At 59.8% G+C, this 15,214-nt stretch carries 15 protein-coding genes; 7 read left to right on the forward strand and 8 right to left on the reverse strand.

Going from position 1 to position 15,214, the window contains the following annotated elements; all coding sequences use genetic code 11:
* Positions 1 to 13: 13 nt before the first annotated feature.
* Together BMZ63_RS02810 and BMZ63_RS02815 are read right to left on the reverse strand one after the other, a co-directional pair.
* Entirely contained in the window at positions 14 to 1,090 is a 1,077-nt protein-coding gene (locus BMZ63_RS02810) for a TRAP transporter substrate-binding protein (RefSeq protein WP_091701832.1), read from the reverse strand.
* Positions 1,091 to 1,194: 104 nt separating this feature from the next.
* The gene (locus BMZ63_RS02815) at positions 1,195 to 1,653 is read right to left on the reverse strand and encodes an ATPase (RefSeq protein WP_091701373.1); all 459 of its coding nucleotides are present in this window, start codon (positions 1,651 to 1,653) and stop codon (positions 1,195 to 1,197) included.
* An 86-nt stretch (positions 1,654 to 1,739) separates the two neighbouring features.
* On the opposite strand from BMZ63_RS02815, the gene BMZ63_RS02820 reads away from it, so the two are divergent.
* The 3 genes from BMZ63_RS02820 (at position 1,740) to BMZ63_RS02830 (ending at position 4,504) form a co-directional block, all read left to right on the forward strand.
* Positions 1,740 to 2,606 carry a motility protein A gene (locus tag BMZ63_RS02820; RefSeq protein WP_091701375.1) on the forward strand — a complete coding sequence of 289 codons (867 nt, stop codon included), beginning with the start codon at positions 1,740 to 1,742 and terminating at the stop codon, positions 2,604 to 2,606.
* On the forward strand, positions 2,599 to 3,360 hold the full coding sequence (locus tag BMZ63_RS02825; protein WP_091701378.1) for an OmpA/MotB family protein: 762 nt from the start codon (positions 2,599 to 2,601) through the stop codon (positions 3,358 to 3,360). Before BMZ63_RS02820 ends, BMZ63_RS02825 begins: the two co-directional genes overlap by 8 nt.
* Before the next feature lie 76 nt (positions 3,361 to 3,436).
* Positions 3,437 to 4,504: a beta-N-acetylglucosaminidase domain-containing protein gene (locus BMZ63_RS02830; RefSeq protein ID WP_091701834.1), complete on the forward strand. Its 1,068-nt coding sequence runs from the start codon at positions 3,437 to 3,439 to the stop codon at positions 4,502 to 4,504.
* 15 nt (positions 4,505 to 4,519) lie between these two features.
* Here the strand turns inward: BMZ63_RS02830 and BMZ63_RS02835 are convergent, their stop codons facing one another.
* Positions 4,520 to 5,230 (reverse strand): SIMPL domain-containing protein, encoded by a 711-nt coding sequence (locus BMZ63_RS02835; protein WP_091701381.1) that lies wholly within the window; start codon positions 5,228 to 5,230, stop codon positions 4,520 to 4,522.
* A 103-nt stretch (positions 5,231 to 5,333) separates the two neighbouring features.
* On the opposite strand from BMZ63_RS02835, the gene BMZ63_RS02840 reads away from it, so the two are divergent.
* Complete coding sequence (locus tag BMZ63_RS02840) at positions 5,334 to 5,843, forward strand: macro domain-containing protein (protein ID WP_091701836.1); 510 nt, start codon at positions 5,334 to 5,336, stop codon at positions 5,841 to 5,843.
* Positions 5,844 to 5,847: 4 nt separating this feature from the next.
* Here the strand turns inward: BMZ63_RS02840 and BMZ63_RS02845 are convergent, their stop codons facing one another.
* Together BMZ63_RS02845 and BMZ63_RS02850 are read right to left on the reverse strand one after the other, a co-directional pair.
* Positions 5,848 to 6,852 (reverse strand): ChaN family lipoprotein, encoded by a 1,005-nt coding sequence (locus BMZ63_RS02845; RefSeq protein WP_227663489.1) that lies wholly within the window; start codon positions 6,850 to 6,852, stop codon positions 5,848 to 5,850.
* Positions 6,853 to 6,868: 16 nt separating this feature from the next.
* Positions 6,869 to 7,057 (reverse strand): CopG family transcriptional regulator, encoded by a 189-nt coding sequence (locus tag BMZ63_RS02850; protein WP_091701843.1) that lies wholly within the window; start codon positions 7,055 to 7,057, stop codon positions 6,869 to 6,871.
* 132 nt (positions 7,058 to 7,189) lie between these two features.
* On the opposite strand from BMZ63_RS02850, the gene dauA reads away from it, so the two are divergent.
* Positions 7,190 to 8,920: a C4-dicarboxylic acid transporter DauA gene (gene dauA / locus BMZ63_RS02855; protein ID WP_091701383.1), complete on the forward strand. Its 1,731-nt coding sequence runs from the start codon at positions 7,190 to 7,192 to the stop codon at positions 8,918 to 8,920.
* Positions 8,921 to 9,000: 80 nt separating this feature from the next.
* Complete coding sequence (locus tag BMZ63_RS02860) at positions 9,001 to 10,956, forward strand: CASTOR/POLLUX-related putative ion channel (RefSeq protein ID WP_091701386.1); 1,956 nt, start codon at positions 9,001 to 9,003, stop codon at positions 10,954 to 10,956.
* Between the two features lie 15 nt (positions 10,957 to 10,971).
* Here BMZ63_RS02860 and BMZ63_RS02865 read toward each other — a convergent pair whose 3' ends face one another.
* The 3 genes from BMZ63_RS02865 to BMZ63_RS02875 are packed head-to-tail and all read right to left on the reverse strand — an operon-like array spanning position 10,972 to position 13,208.
* On the reverse strand, positions 10,972 to 11,361 hold the full coding sequence (locus BMZ63_RS02865; protein WP_091701388.1) for a CBS domain-containing protein: 390 nt from the start codon (positions 11,359 to 11,361) through the stop codon (positions 10,972 to 10,974).
* 12 nt (positions 11,362 to 11,373) lie between these two features.
* Positions 11,374 to 11,724, reverse strand: a complete 351-nt coding sequence (locus BMZ63_RS02870) for a transcriptional regulator (protein WP_091701391.1) — start codon at positions 11,722 to 11,724, stop codon at positions 11,374 to 11,376.
* A complete protein-coding gene (locus BMZ63_RS02875; RefSeq protein ID WP_091701393.1) occupies positions 11,721 to 13,208 on the reverse strand; it encodes a DUF1538 domain-containing protein in 1,488 nt (495 codons plus the stop codon). The genes BMZ63_RS02870 and BMZ63_RS02875 overlap by 4 nt, the downstream gene beginning before the upstream one ends.
* Before the next feature lie 307 nt (positions 13,209 to 13,515).
* Here BMZ63_RS02875 and BMZ63_RS02880 point away from each other — a divergent pair, with 307 nt between their 5' ends.
* Positions 13,516 to 15,105 carry an isocitrate lyase gene (locus BMZ63_RS02880; RefSeq protein WP_091701396.1) on the forward strand — a complete coding sequence of 530 codons (1,590 nt, stop codon included), beginning with the start codon at positions 13,516 to 13,518 and terminating at the stop codon, positions 15,103 to 15,105.
* The last annotated feature ends 109 nt before the right edge of the window (positions 15,106 to 15,214 follow it).

Below are 15,214 nucleotides of genomic sequence, written 5' to 3' on the forward strand. Positions count from 1 at the left end.
ATGGCGGTCAAGTTTACTCGACTTCGGCCATGGTGTTGAGATAGGCCCGCTCGGAAATATCCGTGTAAGCGCGGCTCTGCTCCAGGTACTTCAGCTGCGAATCGATAATTTTCGCTGCCATTTCGCTGCCTTCCGCCGCTTCGTCCAGCAGGCGTTCGTTGGCTTCGTACATGGCGTCGAACACTTCATCCGGGAACTGTTTGATCTGTACGTTCGGGTATTCTTCCTTGATGTTAGCCCAGGCTTCGGCGTTGGCGTGCTGTGAATGCACCAACATGTCGTAGGAAGCCGTGCGCATGGCCACACGCATGATTTCCTGCAGGTCCGCCGGCAGGCGTTCCCACACCCGCTTGTTGACCAGGAACTGAAGCTCGGTGGCCGGCTCGTGCCAGCCGGTGTAGTAGTAGTCAGCAATTTGCTGGAAGCCCAAACGCAGATCCAGTGCCGGGCCTACCCACTCAACCGCATCGATGGTGTTGCGCTCAAGCGCGGTGTACAGCTCGCCCGGGGCGATGTTGGTCGGGTTTACGCCCACTTCCGCGAAGACTTCGCCGGCGAAGCCCGGAATGCGCATTTTCAGGCCTTCCAGATCTTCCAGAGAGTTGATTTCGTCACGGAACCAGCCGCCCATCTGCACGCCGGTGTTACCGCCCGGGAAGGACAGCATGTTATGGGGCTCGTACACTTCCTGCATCAGCTCCATGCCGCCGCCGTGGTAGAACCAGGCGTACTGTTCCATGGCGTTCATGCCGAACGGCATGCTGGTGAAGAACAGGGTCTCGGGAACCTTGCCTTTCCAGTAATAGGAAGCGGAGTGGCCCATGTCGTACTGACCGGCCTTGACCATGTCGAACACACCCAGAGGTGCCTTGTGCTTGTTGGCGGAATCAATGCGGATGCGCAGCCGGCCGTCAGACATTTTCTCTACGGTTTCTGCGAAGCGTTTGGTGGTATCGCCGAAAATGGGGAAGTTGGGGCCCCAGGTTTCTGCCAGCCGGAGAGTGAACCGGTCCTGGGCCAGTGCCTGGGTCGCGCTAAAGGTGGTTGCTACGGCGAGTACTGCCGCGGAAAGAACAGAACGGAGTTTCATTGTTCTTGTGCCCTCATTGTCGTTGTTGTTGTCGGTGTGGCCACGCCTGGATGCGCGCCGCACCGTCATTCATGGTTGAGAATAGCAACTACCCGGGCGATATGCTACAAATCGCCCATGCGACCGATCTGGCCGGCCATGCGCATGGCTTCGTGCTCCTCCAGGGATTTGAGATCTTCCAGCAGTTCTTTCGCCTCACGGATTTCCGCCTTGCCGATCAAACCGTCGTACAACTCCATCACCTGATCGTGGAAATCAAAAATTTCTCTGGCGATATCGTCGAAGGACATGTCGTTGTAGCGCAGATCACACATCCGGTTCTTCTCGATGGGTTTGTGCACGCCATAGTCGTAAAGCCGGGTTTGCATGGCTTTTGGGTCGGCCTGGCGTTCGTATTCTGCAACGGCCTTTTCGAGAAGGCTTTCGTGGGTGCTGATGTAATCGAGCAGGGCACTGGCACGTTCGTCCCTGTGCAGGGCTGCGGATTCTTTCATGCACCGGGCCAGGTACTCGTGCAGTTGGCGGGTCCATTCAATCAGATCGGCAAAGGTTTTGATTTCCATAGAGTTGCACCTCCGGTCACAATGGCAATTGTATTTTTTCTTCTATCATAACAGTCTAGTCTGACTGTTGTTCCATGGAGTAATAAATGAACCCGTCCACGCTTATCGGTATGGTAGCCGGCCTGGCTGTTCTGGCCAGTGTGTTGTTCTGGTCAGCCGAGGACCCGGCGTTGTTCATCAATCTGCCTGGCGTGGCGATTGTCGTGGGCGGCACCCTGGCCGCCACTTTTATCTCCTTCCCCCTACGTGAGGTACTGCGGGTATTCCGTCTGTTCGGCACTGTGGTTCGCAATGAAAAGCTCTACACCGAGCGCGACATTGAAGAACTGGTTCGTATTTCCCGGCTCTGGATCGATGGCGATCTGGCGGCGGTGGAGCGGGCGCTGGAAACCGTGCGCAACCCGTTTTTGCGCTCCGGCGTTCAGCTGGTGATCGAGTTGAACCCGGAAGACGACATTATGGATTTCATGGAATGGCGCATTGCCCGTTTGCGTGCCCGGGAGCATGCCGAAGCCCAGCTGTTCCGAGTGATGGCCAGTTTTGCCCCGGCCTTCGGCATGATCGGCACCCTGGTGGGGCTGATCAACATGATGTTTCTGCTTGATGGCGGCAGCATGGCGGTGATCGGTCAGCAGCTGGCGGTGGCACTGATGACCACCTTCTATGGCATTCTGCTGGCTAACCTGATTTTCCGGCCGGTGGCGGTGAAGCTGGAGCGGCGCACCGAGCAGCGCATTATTCTCATGCGCATGGTGATGCAGGGTATCTCCATGATGTGCAAAAAACGCAGTCCTTCGCTCATGCGCGAGACCCTGAAATCCTTTGTCGCCAGCTATGACGATGAAATCCGCGATCTTCGGCCGCCGGTTAACAACGGTCGTCAAACCGCCCCGGAAGCCCGCGACGGCCGTGCCACCCCGGGTAAGGCAAAGGAAGGCGTGCGTAATGTCTGATCTGGAACGTTCAGCCTTGCGGGCTGCCCGGCGTTCGGGGCATCTGGGTGCGCCGGAATCCGCTGACAGTCAGGAAGACGGCTGGCTGATCACCTACCTGGATGTGATTACCCTGCTGCTGGTGATGTTCGTGGTAATGCTGGCGTTGTCCGGCGGGCCGTCCGGCATGCCAGGCACTGACGAGATCGTGGAAACCAAAACCTCGCCGCCGGTCGTCGCCACCGATGAGGACAGGCTGGCCGAGCCGAAAGTAGAGACTGACAAAGACCCGGCAGCCGAGCCTCAGGCTGACCCGGCGGCGGCCTTTGCCGAACAGGCCTCGCAGTTCTTGCGGGAAGCGGGACTGAGCGGACAGGTGGATGTGGTGCGCCAGGATGGCGGCGTTAGCCTGCGTATTGGCAGCGAGGTCCTGTTCGCTTCCGGCACTGCCGAGCTGTCCAATGACGGCATGAGGCAATTGGAACAACTCACCCCTTTACTGGCGCAGACTGATTACCGGCTGGAGGTGGCCGGGCACACCGATAACCGGCCGATTCGCAGTGAGCGTTACCCCTCCAACTGGGAATTGTCCTCCGCCCGGGCAGCCAGCGTGGTGCGGCTGTTTCTGGCCGAGGGTATCGCCGCCAATCGGATGCGGGCCAGCGGTTATGCCGATACAAAGCCCGTGGCCCGTAACGACACCGAACGGGGCCGCGAGCGGAACCGGCGGGTGGAACTTGTTCTGCGCCCGGGCGTCAACAATACTGAATCCTGAAGCCATGCCCCAGGAGGCTGCAGCTCCCGTGAGCAGGGATCAGCGGGGCAAAGGCCAGAAAACAGAGAGCATAGCCATGACCGTGTCACTGGGTATTATCGAAGGATTTTACGGGCCGCTGTGGAGCTGGCCGGAGCGCCGTCGGCTGCTTGAAACCCTGGCACCGCACGGCTACGGATTTTACCTGTATGCCCCGAAAGCCGACGCCTTCCTGCGCCGCCGCTGGCAGGACCCGCACCCCGAAGAGCAGGCTCGGGAACTGGCGGATTTCGCCCGCTTCTGTCGCAAGCAGGGCGTGCGCTTTGGCGTTGGTCTGAGCCCCTACGAAATATTCAACGACTTCGACCAAACCGCCCAGTCGCATCTGGCCGCCAAACTGCGAGCCCTGGAAAAGCTGGGTCTGGATGAACTGGCCATCCTGTTTGACGACATGCGCTCCGACCATCCGGACCTTGCCCGTCAGCAAGCGGATATTATGCACTGGGTGCGCGATCACACGGCCATCCAGCGCCTGAGTGTCTGTCCCAGCTATTATTCGGACGATCCGGTGTTGGACCGGGTGTTCGGTGAGCGACCGGCCGGGTATCTGGAAACGCTGGGCCAGGAGCTGGACCCGGCCATTCAGGTGTTCTGGACCGGCGAGGAAGTGTGTTCCCGGGAAATCTCACCGGGGCATCTGAAACGGGTAGGCAAGTTGCTGGGACGCAAACCGCTGCTTTGGGACAATTACCCGGTGAACGACGGCGATCGCATGTCTCAGCATTTACACTTGCGCGCTTTCACTGGCCGCGCGGCTGCTAATGCCGCCTGGCTGGCCGGCCACGCCATCAACCCGGCGTTGCAGCCTACTTTGACTGCCATTCCCGCGTTAACCCTGGCGGAAAGCTACCGGCTGGGGCCGGATTACCAGTATGGCCAGGCGTTCGTGCACGCTGCCCGGGAAGTGCTGGGCAAGGAACTGGGCTCGCAGGTACGGAATGACCTGCTGGTGCTGCAGGATGCAGGGCTGGGGCGCCTGAGTGACGAACGCAGGCAGGCGCTTATACATACCTATGATGCGTTCGATCACCCGGCGGCCAGCGAAATCATGCGCTGGCTGTCGGGCGAGTATCAGGTAACCGACGAAATGGTGGAAACCCAGTAACCGGCGATAGCCCGGTTACTCCAGGTAGTAGTCGAAAGTGGACACCACCCGCACGGTTTTGATCGGCTGTTGCGGCTCGGAAATGCCGGGAGCCTGATCCCTGGCGAGAATCTGGAACACCCCCTGGTTGGCCCGGCGCAGACCGCCGAGGCGGGCATCGGCGTCGTTTGCGAACTGGCTGGCCGCTTCCCGCGCAGCGGAAGTGGCCTCGGAGATCATCTCCGGTTTGATGTCGTTCAGGCGATTGAACAGGTAGGTGGGGCCGCTTGGGCCGTAATCCGACGACAGGACCACGCCTGAATCCACCAGTTCGCTGACATTCTGCGCGGCCTGGCGGACCTTCTGGATGTTATTGCTACGTACCATCAGGGTCTGGTTGATGATGAACTTCTGCGGATTGTTATTGCCTCCGTAGGCGTTGGCCCGGGTGTCGGTGACATCCAGGCGCTGCAGCTCAACGGCTGAGGTGTCGATAGCCTGCAGTTTCAGGAAGGCGAGAATGGCTTCGCGGCTGATCCTCGCTTTTTCCTGGGCCTGTTCCAGGGTATCGCCGGTGGCAACGAAGCGCAGGGGCCAGAGTGCCAGATCAGCTTCCACCTCTCTTTCCGCAACGCCTTTGACGGTCACGTAGCGGTCACCGGTGCGCAGGTCGGTCAGGCCTGCGCTGAGCAAAAAGGCAGCAATAATGGCGCTGGCGCCGAGAATAAGGGCAGAGACAATTTTCATGGTTCACTCCTTGAGCCGGACCGGCCAACAGAGTCCGGGCGGGCTGCTATCCTGATGTACGGAAAGAGTACCGTTAAGCCGGCGTATGGAAAAGGGGAAAAGCATGACAGACGTGTTCATTGAATGCGTGCAGGGCGACATTGCTGACCAGCCGGATATGGATGCCGTCGTCAATGCCGCCAATGCCCGCCTGATGCCCGGCAGCGGCGTGGCGGGCGCGATTCACTCGGCGGCGGGCCCGGGGCTGGCGGAAGAGTGTCAGCCGTTGGCCCCCATTTCTCCGGGACAGGCGGTGATGACCGGCGGCCATGACCTGCCCAACCGGAAAGTCATTCATTGCCTTGGGCCGGTGTTTGGAGTGGATGAGCCCTCGGACCGGTTGCTGGGCGATTGCTACCGCAATGCGCTCCGGCTTGCAGATGCCGAGGGGCTGGAGTCTGTCGCCTTTCCGGCTATCTCCACGGGTGTGTTCGGGTATCCACTGGCGGAGGCGGCCAAAGTGGCGGCGGCCGCGATCCGCGACGCGGCGCCGGGTTTGTCCAGTGTGCGGCGCATTCGTTTTGTGTTGTTCAGTGAGTCCGATTTGAACGAATTTCGCCGGGCCCTGGCGTGAGACGTCAGTCGCAGCTGGCTTCGGGGCTGCGGCTGAAACGTTCTGTCATGGCCTCGCGCCGGCGTTCGTCGTCCCTGAACTCCTGTGGCAGTGGCTGAATGAAATAGAGGTAATCGCCCCGTTCGCGGTGTTTCTCCAGTGGCGGAGAGTCCGCATCGGCCGGCCAGTTGACGGGTGAAATCACCGCTATGGTCAGGTCGGGTGCCCGTTTTTCCAGGACCGCCACAGTGCCCAGCCGGTCCTCACTGTGGAAGGTGCCGGTCAGGTGTATCACCTGGTGGTCAGGGTGGCGTTCGCGGGCCTCAAGAATGCGCGCCGCCATGGTGTTGTCGCGCAGCAACTGGGCCTTGTAGGTGTTGAGCATAAGCCCGGACAGTTCGTCGTCTTTCGTTCCATGGCTGCCACCAATGGCCTCCACGAACTTGTCCTTGTAGGCAGGTGTATCGAGGAAGGGGGCGTCAGGCAGTTGGCGGCGCTCGTCGGCATCCAGGCGCTCCAGATAGTCCGGCCCCAGGCGACCGATGCAGCGGACAGTGTTGGCGGGCGCGTTGGCGGCAATGACCGGAAGCGAATGCTGTTTGGCGAATTCAACCAGCGGGCGGTAGGAGGCCCGATAGTTGTCCCAGGCGTTGGCATCTTCGCGCATTTCGGTTTCACCGGTGTGTCCGGCCAGATAATCATCGAGCGCCGGCTGATGGTCCAGGTTGAACTGTTCCATGGTTAGCACCTGGCGTGGATTCAGACGCCACAGGGCCTGTTGAAGGCGGGCCTGTAGCAGGTGAGAGGCATGATGGCCGTGATGCTCGCCGATGATCACGATGTCGGTATCGGCCAGTCGTGTTGCCAGGGCCTGAACGGACAGCGCTTGCCCGGTGGCCGGGTCCACCAGCCGGGCATCGTACTGGCTGGCGGGGCGCTCCATCGGTTCGTGGGCCATTCGGGCTGAATGGCTGGCGGCGCAACCGGACGCCAGGGTGGCAAAACCAAGGGCAAGGATCAGTGTTTTCATGGCCTGTTATACGACGTCAGGATTGATCGGTTTTCTGCCGTTTGTGTTCGCGCCAGTCCGGTCCCAGGCGTTCTTCCACGTACTCGCGGATGAACTGTCGGACTTTCTGGGACGGGGTGACGTCTTCTTCCTTGCACAGGGCCTCGAACGTCGCCTTTTTCTCCGGGTCGATCAGCAGGGTGAGTCGGGCAGTGCGGTTTTCCATGGTGCGGAACAATCTCCTTCGCCTGATGCAAGCGGCTTAGCAGTGTCTGATTTGGTATGTTAATCAGGTTAACATTGAATGATCAAATAACAACCATATAATGTAAAGAAAATTCCGCCGGCGAGTACTGTCATGTCCCATCGAGCCCATCTGTTTTCCCTGCGAGTCGCCCATGCCTTCCGCGAAGCCTGCCTGGACGAACGCTATGATGGCCGCCGGTTTGTCAAAGATGCCATGGCCGGTATCACGGTGGGCATTATTGCCATTCCTCTGGCCATGGCGCTGGCCATCGCCAGTGGTGTAGCGCCCCAGTACGGCCTTTATACGGCCTTTATTGCCGGTTTTGTCATTGCTCTGACCGGCGGTAGTCGTTTCAGTATCTCGGGGCCCACAGCCGCCTTTGTGGTGATCCTCTATCCGATTGCCCAGGAATATGGTCTTGGCGGCCTGTTGCTGGCCACGCTGATGTCCGGCGCGCTGCTGGTGATCATGGCGCTGATGCGGCTGGGCCGGTTTATCGAGTATATCCCGGAGGCGGTCACCCTGGGCTTCACCGGCGGTATTGCCGTGGTGATTGTCACCCTGCAGGTAAAAGACTTCCTGGGGCTGCCGATCGACGCCATGCCCGAACATTACTGGGACAAACTGGCGGTGCTGGGCCAGGCCATGCCACAAATCGATACCATGAGTACGCTGGTGGCCGCCGCTACGCTCGCGGTGATGCTTGTCTGGCCACGACTGCGCACGCCCGTGCCGCCACACCTGCCGGCGGTGCTGATCGGCAGTGGCCTGGCCCTGTTGCTGAATGCCGGTGGCGCGGGTATTGAAACCATTGGCTCACGCTTCAGTTACCTGCTGCCGGACGGCACCACCGGTGCGGGTATTCCGCCGTTCCTGCCGGAGTTTGCCTGGCCCTGGCAACAGCCGGGGCCGGACGGCGAGCCGCTGGGATTGTCCTGGACCATGGTTCAGGAGTTGCTGCCGGCAGCCTTCGCCATTGCCATGCTGGGTGCCATTGAATCGCTGCTGTGCGCGGTGGTGCTTGATGGGATGTCCGGCAAGCGGCACAGCGCCAACAGCGAGCTGATGGGCCAGGGCATCGGTAACATGGTGGTGCCGTTTTTCGGTGGTATTACCGCCACCGCCGCCATTGCCCGTTCGGCCGCCAACTACCGGGCCGGGGCTCAGTCGCCGGTGGCGGCGATGATTCACGCTATCGTCGTTCTGTTGGCGCTGGTGTCCCTGGCCGGGGTGCTGGCCTATCTGCCCATGCCGGCGATGGCGGCGCTGCTGGTGATGGTGGCCTGGAACATGAGCGAGGCACCCAAGGCGGCGCATTTGCTGAAAACCGCCCCCCGAGGCGATGTGCTGGTGTTTCTGACCTGCTTCGGCCTCACCGTGGCGCTGGACATGGTGATTGCCATCACCACCGGTATTCTGCTGGCGGCGGTGTTGTTCATGCGGGAAATGGCGAAGATGACCCGGGTAACCGATATCACCGACAGCAAGCGCATAGACCGGTCGCAGCTGCCGGAAGGCTGGCGGGTCTTCAAGATCAATGGTCCGCTGTTTTTCGCCGCCGCCGACCGGATTTTTGGTGAGTTGGCGGAGCTGTCCCGTGAGGCGAAGGGCTTTATCCTGTACATGGATGGCGTCACGGTCCTGGATGCCGGGGGGCTTTCCGCGTTGGGCAAGCTGATCGACACCTGCCGGGAAACCGGCAGCCAGGTGATCATCGCCGATCTGCAGTTCCAGCCGCTCAAGGCGCTGGCCCGGGCCGGGCTGGAGCCGGAGGCCGGGGTCAGCCGCTTTACGCCCACCCTGGCGGCGGCACTGGAGGCAGCCGGTACCGGCAATGCCTGAACGGCCGGCAGCTCCGGCACTCTGTTTTCCCCGCGCTTTGCTCTATCCTGTGCGTAAGATTTTTGTGCACAGGATACGCCATGCTGCCTTTCCGTCTGATTGACCGGGTCAAATTTATTGTCGAGCGCCAGCTGGTGAAGGGCGCCGGCTTCCAGTTACTGGTGGTCGGGCTGTTCATCGCGCTGATCTCACTGCTTGGCGGACTGCTGGTGGTGCTGCCAGCCACTGATGAGTTCGAGGATGTCAGCTCGGCCATCTGGTGGGCCTTTCTGCGCCTGACCGACCCGGGTTACCTGGGTGATGACCTGGGTACCTGGCAGCGGATTATTTCCACCCTGCTGACCATCTCCGGCTATGTGGTGTTCATGGGTACTCTGGTGGCCATCCTGACCCGCTGGCTGATCGCCAAAATGGAAGACCTGGAGCGGGGGCTGACACCGGTTACCCTGAAAAACCATCTGGTGGTGCTGGGCTGGAGTGCGCAAACACCGCCGTTGGTGGCCGAGCTGTTCGGCTCGACCGGCCGTGTGCAGCGTTTTCTGGAAAAGCACGACACCCAGACCCTGCGGGTGGTGGTGTTGGCGGAGAATGCCGGGGCCGGACAACTGCACGAACTGGCCAGCGAGCCGGGTATTGGGCGCCGCTCCCGGGAAGTGATCCTGCGCAGTGGCTCGGCCATTCAGCCCGAGGCGCTGCAGCGGGTGGCCTGTCTGGACGCCGCTGCGGTGATTGTGCCCAGCCAGGAGCACGGGGGCGGGAGTTTCGTGACCCCGGATGTGGAAACGGTCAAGGCGTTGCTGTCGATTGCTGCCCAGGCCCGTCACTTTGGCAGTTCGCTGCCATTTGTGGTGGCGGAAATCCAGGACATGCGCAAACTGCCGGTGATCGAGCGCGCCTACCCGGGGCCGGTGGAGGTGGTGGCCGGCGATGCCACCATCAGCCGGTTGATGGTGCAGAACGTGCTGCACCATGGTCTGTCGGAGGTATACAACGAGCTGCTGACGGCCGGCGAGGGCAATGAGATTTTTGTCCGTGGCGGTGAGACCGCCGAGGGCCTGACCCTGGGCGAACTGGCCAGGCAACGGCCCCATGCCATCGTCCTGGGACTGTTGAAGCCAGCCGGCAGGCCGGGCACGGGGTGGCAGGTAGAGTTGCCGGCACCGTCCGATACCGTAATCCGAGCCGAAGACCGGGTTGTGTTGCTGGCCCGCGATTACCAGCACACCGGCGCGGATACTCGGGTTGCCACGCTGCCGATTATCGAACTAGGGAAGCCGCCGGTTATTGGTCCCGAGAAAACCGGCTTTCAGCGCATTCTGGTGTTGGGATGGAACCGAAGGGTGGCCAATCTTGCCCGGGAGTTTGCCAGCTACCGGGACCGACAGTTTCAGCTGGACCTGGTGTCGGTCATTCCTGTTGCCGAGCGGGAGCGGGAAATTGCTCGCCACGGTGTGGATTTGAGCCTGGTCAACGGCCGGTTGCTGGAAGCCGATTACATGGTGGAGGCAGACCTGCGCCGGTTGAACCCGGCCTCCTACGATACCGTGATGCTGCTCAGTAGCGACCGGGTGGGTTCGGATGAAGAGGCCGATGCCCGGGCCATGGTGGGCTACCTTCAGCTGGAAGACATTCTGGCCGAATTCGCCCGTCGGCCGCAGGTGATCATGGAACTGAGTGATCCGGACAACCGTCACCTGCTGTACGGCCACCAGAGCGAAATGCTGATCAGCCCGATGATCCTGAGCCATGTGCTGGCCCAGGTGGCGTTGCGCCGTGAGCTGCGGGCCGTGCTCGATGAACTGTTCACCGCGGGCGGCGCGGAAGTCCAGTTCCGCAACCCCCATGATTATCCGCTGCCGGCGAGTGCCACCTTCCAGGTTCTGGAGAAAATCGTGGCGGCCCGGGGCGAAGTGGCGCTGGGCGTTTACCGTGCCCAGGCCGATGAGCGGGGCCGGCATCTGGCCATGAACCCGCCCCGGCAGGACTACCTGGAATTGCAAGAAGGGGACCGTTTGTTGGTGTTATGCAGGACCTGAGCCGCAGCGAGCGGCTCAGTCGATGGTGTCCAGCAAGGCCTGCATGATGTCATCCATGACCACAAACCCTTTCAGATCGTTGTCGGCCAGTACCAGCAAGCGCTTAACCCGGTGTTCGGTCATCAGCCGGGCCGCATGCCGGAGTGCCAGGTTTTCACCCACGCTGATCACCGGTTTGGCGCAGATGTCGTAGACGTTCAGCAAATCAATGTCGCCGTCCTCGGAAATCACCGCCTTCAGCACATTGGTGTAGGTAATCAGGCCCCAGGCGTCGTGTTCATTCTGGCGCTCTACGATCAGCGATTTCACTCCGTGCTGCTTCATCATCGACAGGGCTTCGCGCACCTTGGCGAAGGGGGAGATGGTGATGTTGTCGGTCACCATAACGTCTTTGACCAGTTTCATGGGGCTCTCCGATCAGAAAGTGTCTTTAACGTGTTGTTCGAATTTTTCCACCTGGGCCAGATCAATGCCGCCCAGATGCTCCAGCGGTACCGTAAATACCAGTCCCTGGGAGTCTTTCGGGTCGGGTGTGATGATTTTCTGGATGGTTTTCAACACCTCCAGTGACAGACCCTTTTCCAGAACCATCAAAAGCACACTCTGGTTGCCTTCGTAGGTCATGCCGAAAAACGTTTTTTTGGCGGTATTGCTGACGCCTCTACCGGACACCAGGGTAATACCGCCGGCGCCGCATTCCCGGGCCTTGTCGATGCATTTCTGTTCCAGGTCTTCCGGGACAACGGCGACCAGTGCCGAGAATTTCATGGTTGTTCCTTCCTGCGATCTGCAATGGTTTGAGAAACAATGGCGTAGGCCATTACGGTAACGATGGGGAAGATTGAGGCGAACGCTATCAAGCCGAAGCCATCGATCAAAACGCTGCGCCCGTCAATGCTGCTGGCCAGGCCAATGCCCAGGGCCGTCACCAGCGGAACGGTGACCTCCGAGGTGGTGACGCCGCCCAGATCATAAGCCAGAGCCACAATATAGCGAGGCGCCAGCAGCGTCAGGATAATAACCAGGATGTATCCGCCCATCACATAATAGTGGATGGAGTCGCCGGTGATGATCCGGTGTACGCCAATGGTAATGCCAATGGCGACACCCACTGCCACCAGAATACGAATAACGTTGCCATTCAGGCTACCATTCGCAGCTTCCTCCACCTGCTGGCCGATGGCGATCAGAGCCGGTTCCGCCATGGTGGTGGCAAAGCCGATCATCAGGGCGAACAGGTAGATGTACAAGTGGTTGTCCCGGGCAGTGAGCTGTTCGGCCATGCTGGTGCCGATGGGAAACAGGCCCAGCTTGAGGCCGACCACAAACGCGTAAAGGCCGAGGATGACCAACAGAAAACCGAAAGCCACGGTGGCCGGGTTGGCCAGTTTTCGCCGAAGCACCAGGTACTGGAAAAACAGCACAGTGATGATGATCGGCAGTACATCCCGAACCATCTCCGCCAGATTCAACAGAACGTTGACAATGCCGGAGGGCCCGGAGGATTCCGATTCATTGCCGAGCACCAGTTCGCCGGCGGTAGTGTCGCCGGAATACACCAGCATGCCGTAACCTTGCACGGTAATCATCGGCACCATAACCGCCAGTGCGACGAGCCCGAAACCGTCAATCAGCGGATTGCGGCCGGCAATGGAGGCGGCCAGGCCAATGCCCAGGGCGGCAATCAGAGGCACCGTCACCACGTTGGTGGTGACGCCGCCGGAGTCATAGGCCAGACCCACGATTTCTTCGGGCGCAAACCAGGTGATAATCACCACGGTGATGTAACCGATGATCATGAACCAGTGCAGCGGGTAGCCGAAAATGATCCGGAACACCCCTAGTGAAATCACCAGTCCCACGGACACCGCCACCAGCACCCGCAGGGTGAGGGCGTCAATCCGGCCTTCACTGATGGTTTGCGCCTGCTCCGCCACGGCAATCAAAGCTGGTTCGGCGATCACTGCAGAAAAGCCCATGGCAAAGCCGAACGACAGCAGAATTAACAAAGAGCCGCGCTTGGCAAACTGGTTGGCCAGGCTTTTGCCAACCGGGAAAATACTCAACTCCAGGCCTTGCAGGAACAGCGCCACGCCGGCGGCGACAATCAACAGGCCGACGACCATGCTGCCCAGGTTGTCGGGCACCTGTTGCAGAATCACCAACTGGAAGAACGCCACCACCACAACGATGGGTAGCAGGTTTTTCAGGGCGTGTAACAGGGAATGGCTGAAGGCGTGGAGATAAAACACAGGCTTCCTCGGGTTGCCAATAGAAACGTTGCAGACGTTATCACATCTACCGTGATGTTAACTGACCGGGCTCAGTTTTGCCGTGGAATCAGCCAACTGACAAAGCCCGCTGAAGAAAGTTTCAGTATTCACCAAAAAAATGCCGAAAATACACCACATAAATTTCAATTATAAATTCAAAGGGACTACAGTAACGGCCAATGTCAGCGCCTGCCCCGTTTCCGGCCGCAGGCAGTTGGCTTCGGATGCTGCCTGGCAGCAGCTTTTCCGCACCTTTTGAACATCAAACGTAGAAAGGACAGAGATCATGCCTTACGCACAAGACGTCGACCAAATTGCTTCCATCCTGAAGCAAAACCCGACCTGGAACGCCATCAACCCGAAGCACGCTGCCCGCATGCGCGCCCAGAACAAGTTCAAGACTGGTCTGGACATCGCCAAGTACACCGCCAAGATCATGCGCGAAGACATGGCGAACTACGACAAAGACACTTCCCAGTACACCCAGTCTCTGGGTTGCTGGCACGGCTTCATCGGTCAGCAGAAGCTGATCTCCATCAAGAAGCACTTCGGTAGCACCAAGCGTCGTTACCTGTACCTGTCTGGCTGGATGGTTGCCGCCATGCGCTCTCAGTTCGGCCCGCTGCCGGACCAGTCCATGCACGAGAAAACTGCCGTTCCTGGCCTGATCGAAGAACTGTACACCTTCCTGCGCCAGGCTGACGCATGGGAACTGAACCACCTGTTCCGTGCCCTGGACGAAGCCGAGCAGGCTGGCGATACCGCCAAGGCCAAAGAGCTCGAGCAGCAGATCGACAACCACGAAACTCACGTTGTGCCGATCATTGCCGACATCGACGCAGGTTTCGGTAACGCCGAAGCAACTTACCTGCTGTCCAAGAAGATGATCGAAGCCGGTGCTTGCTGCATCCAGATCGAAAACCAGGTTTCCGACGAGAAGCAGTGTGGCCACCAGGACGGTAAGGTAACCGTTCCGCACGCCGACTTCCTGTCCAAGATCAACGCCGTACGCCTGGCGTTCCTGGAGCTGGGCGTTGATGACGGTGTGATCGTTGCCCGTACCGACTCCCTGGGCGCTGGCCTGACCCAGAAGCTGGCCGTTACCGAAGAGCCGGGCGACCTGGGCGACAAGTACAACAGCTTCCTCGATGGCGACTACATCGACGACGCTTCCCAGATCGACAACGGCGACGTTGTGATCAAGTCCGACGGCAAGCTGATGAAGCCGAAGCGTCTGCCTTCCGGCCTGTTCCAGTTCCGTCCGGGCACTGGCGAAGACCGTGTTGTTCTGGACTGCATCACTTCCCTGCAGAACGGCGCTGACCTGCTGTGGATCGAGACCGAGAAGCCGCACGTTGGCCAGATCGCCGGCATGGTTAACCGTATCCGTGAAGTTGTGCCCGATGCCAAGCTGGTTTACAACAACAGCCCGTCCTTCAACTGGACCCTGAACTTCCGTCAGCAGGTATTCGACGCGTGGAAAGAAGAAGGCAAAGACGTATCTGCCTACGAGCGCGAAGACCTGATGAACAGCAAGTACGACGACACCGAGCTGGGCAAACTGGCTGACGAGTGGACCGCTGACTTCCAGCGCAAGGCGTCTGCAGAAGCAGGTATCTTCCACCACCTGATCACTCTGCCGACTTACCACACTGCGGCTCTGTCCACTGACAACCTGGCCAAGGGCTACTTCGGTGACGAAGGCATGCTGGCTTATGTTGGCGGTGTTCAGCGTAAGGAAATCCGTCAGGGTATCGCGACTGTCAAGCACCAGGACATGGCCGGCTCCAACATCGGTGATGACCACAAAGAGTTCTTCGCAGGTGACGCGGCTCTGAAGGCCGGTGGTAAAGACAACACCATGAACCAGTTCTAAGACTGGCTCCATGATGTTCCGGTGAGCGCTGTTGCGCTCACTGACCACAGAAAACCCCGCAAGGCGCGAGCTTTGCGGGGTTTTTGTTTTTTGACACCCGTCTTTCTCT

Source organism: Marinobacter persicus, assembly GCF_900114155.1.
Classification (GTDB): domain Bacteria; phylum Pseudomonadota; class Gammaproteobacteria; order Pseudomonadales; family Oleiphilaceae; genus Marinobacter; species Marinobacter persicus.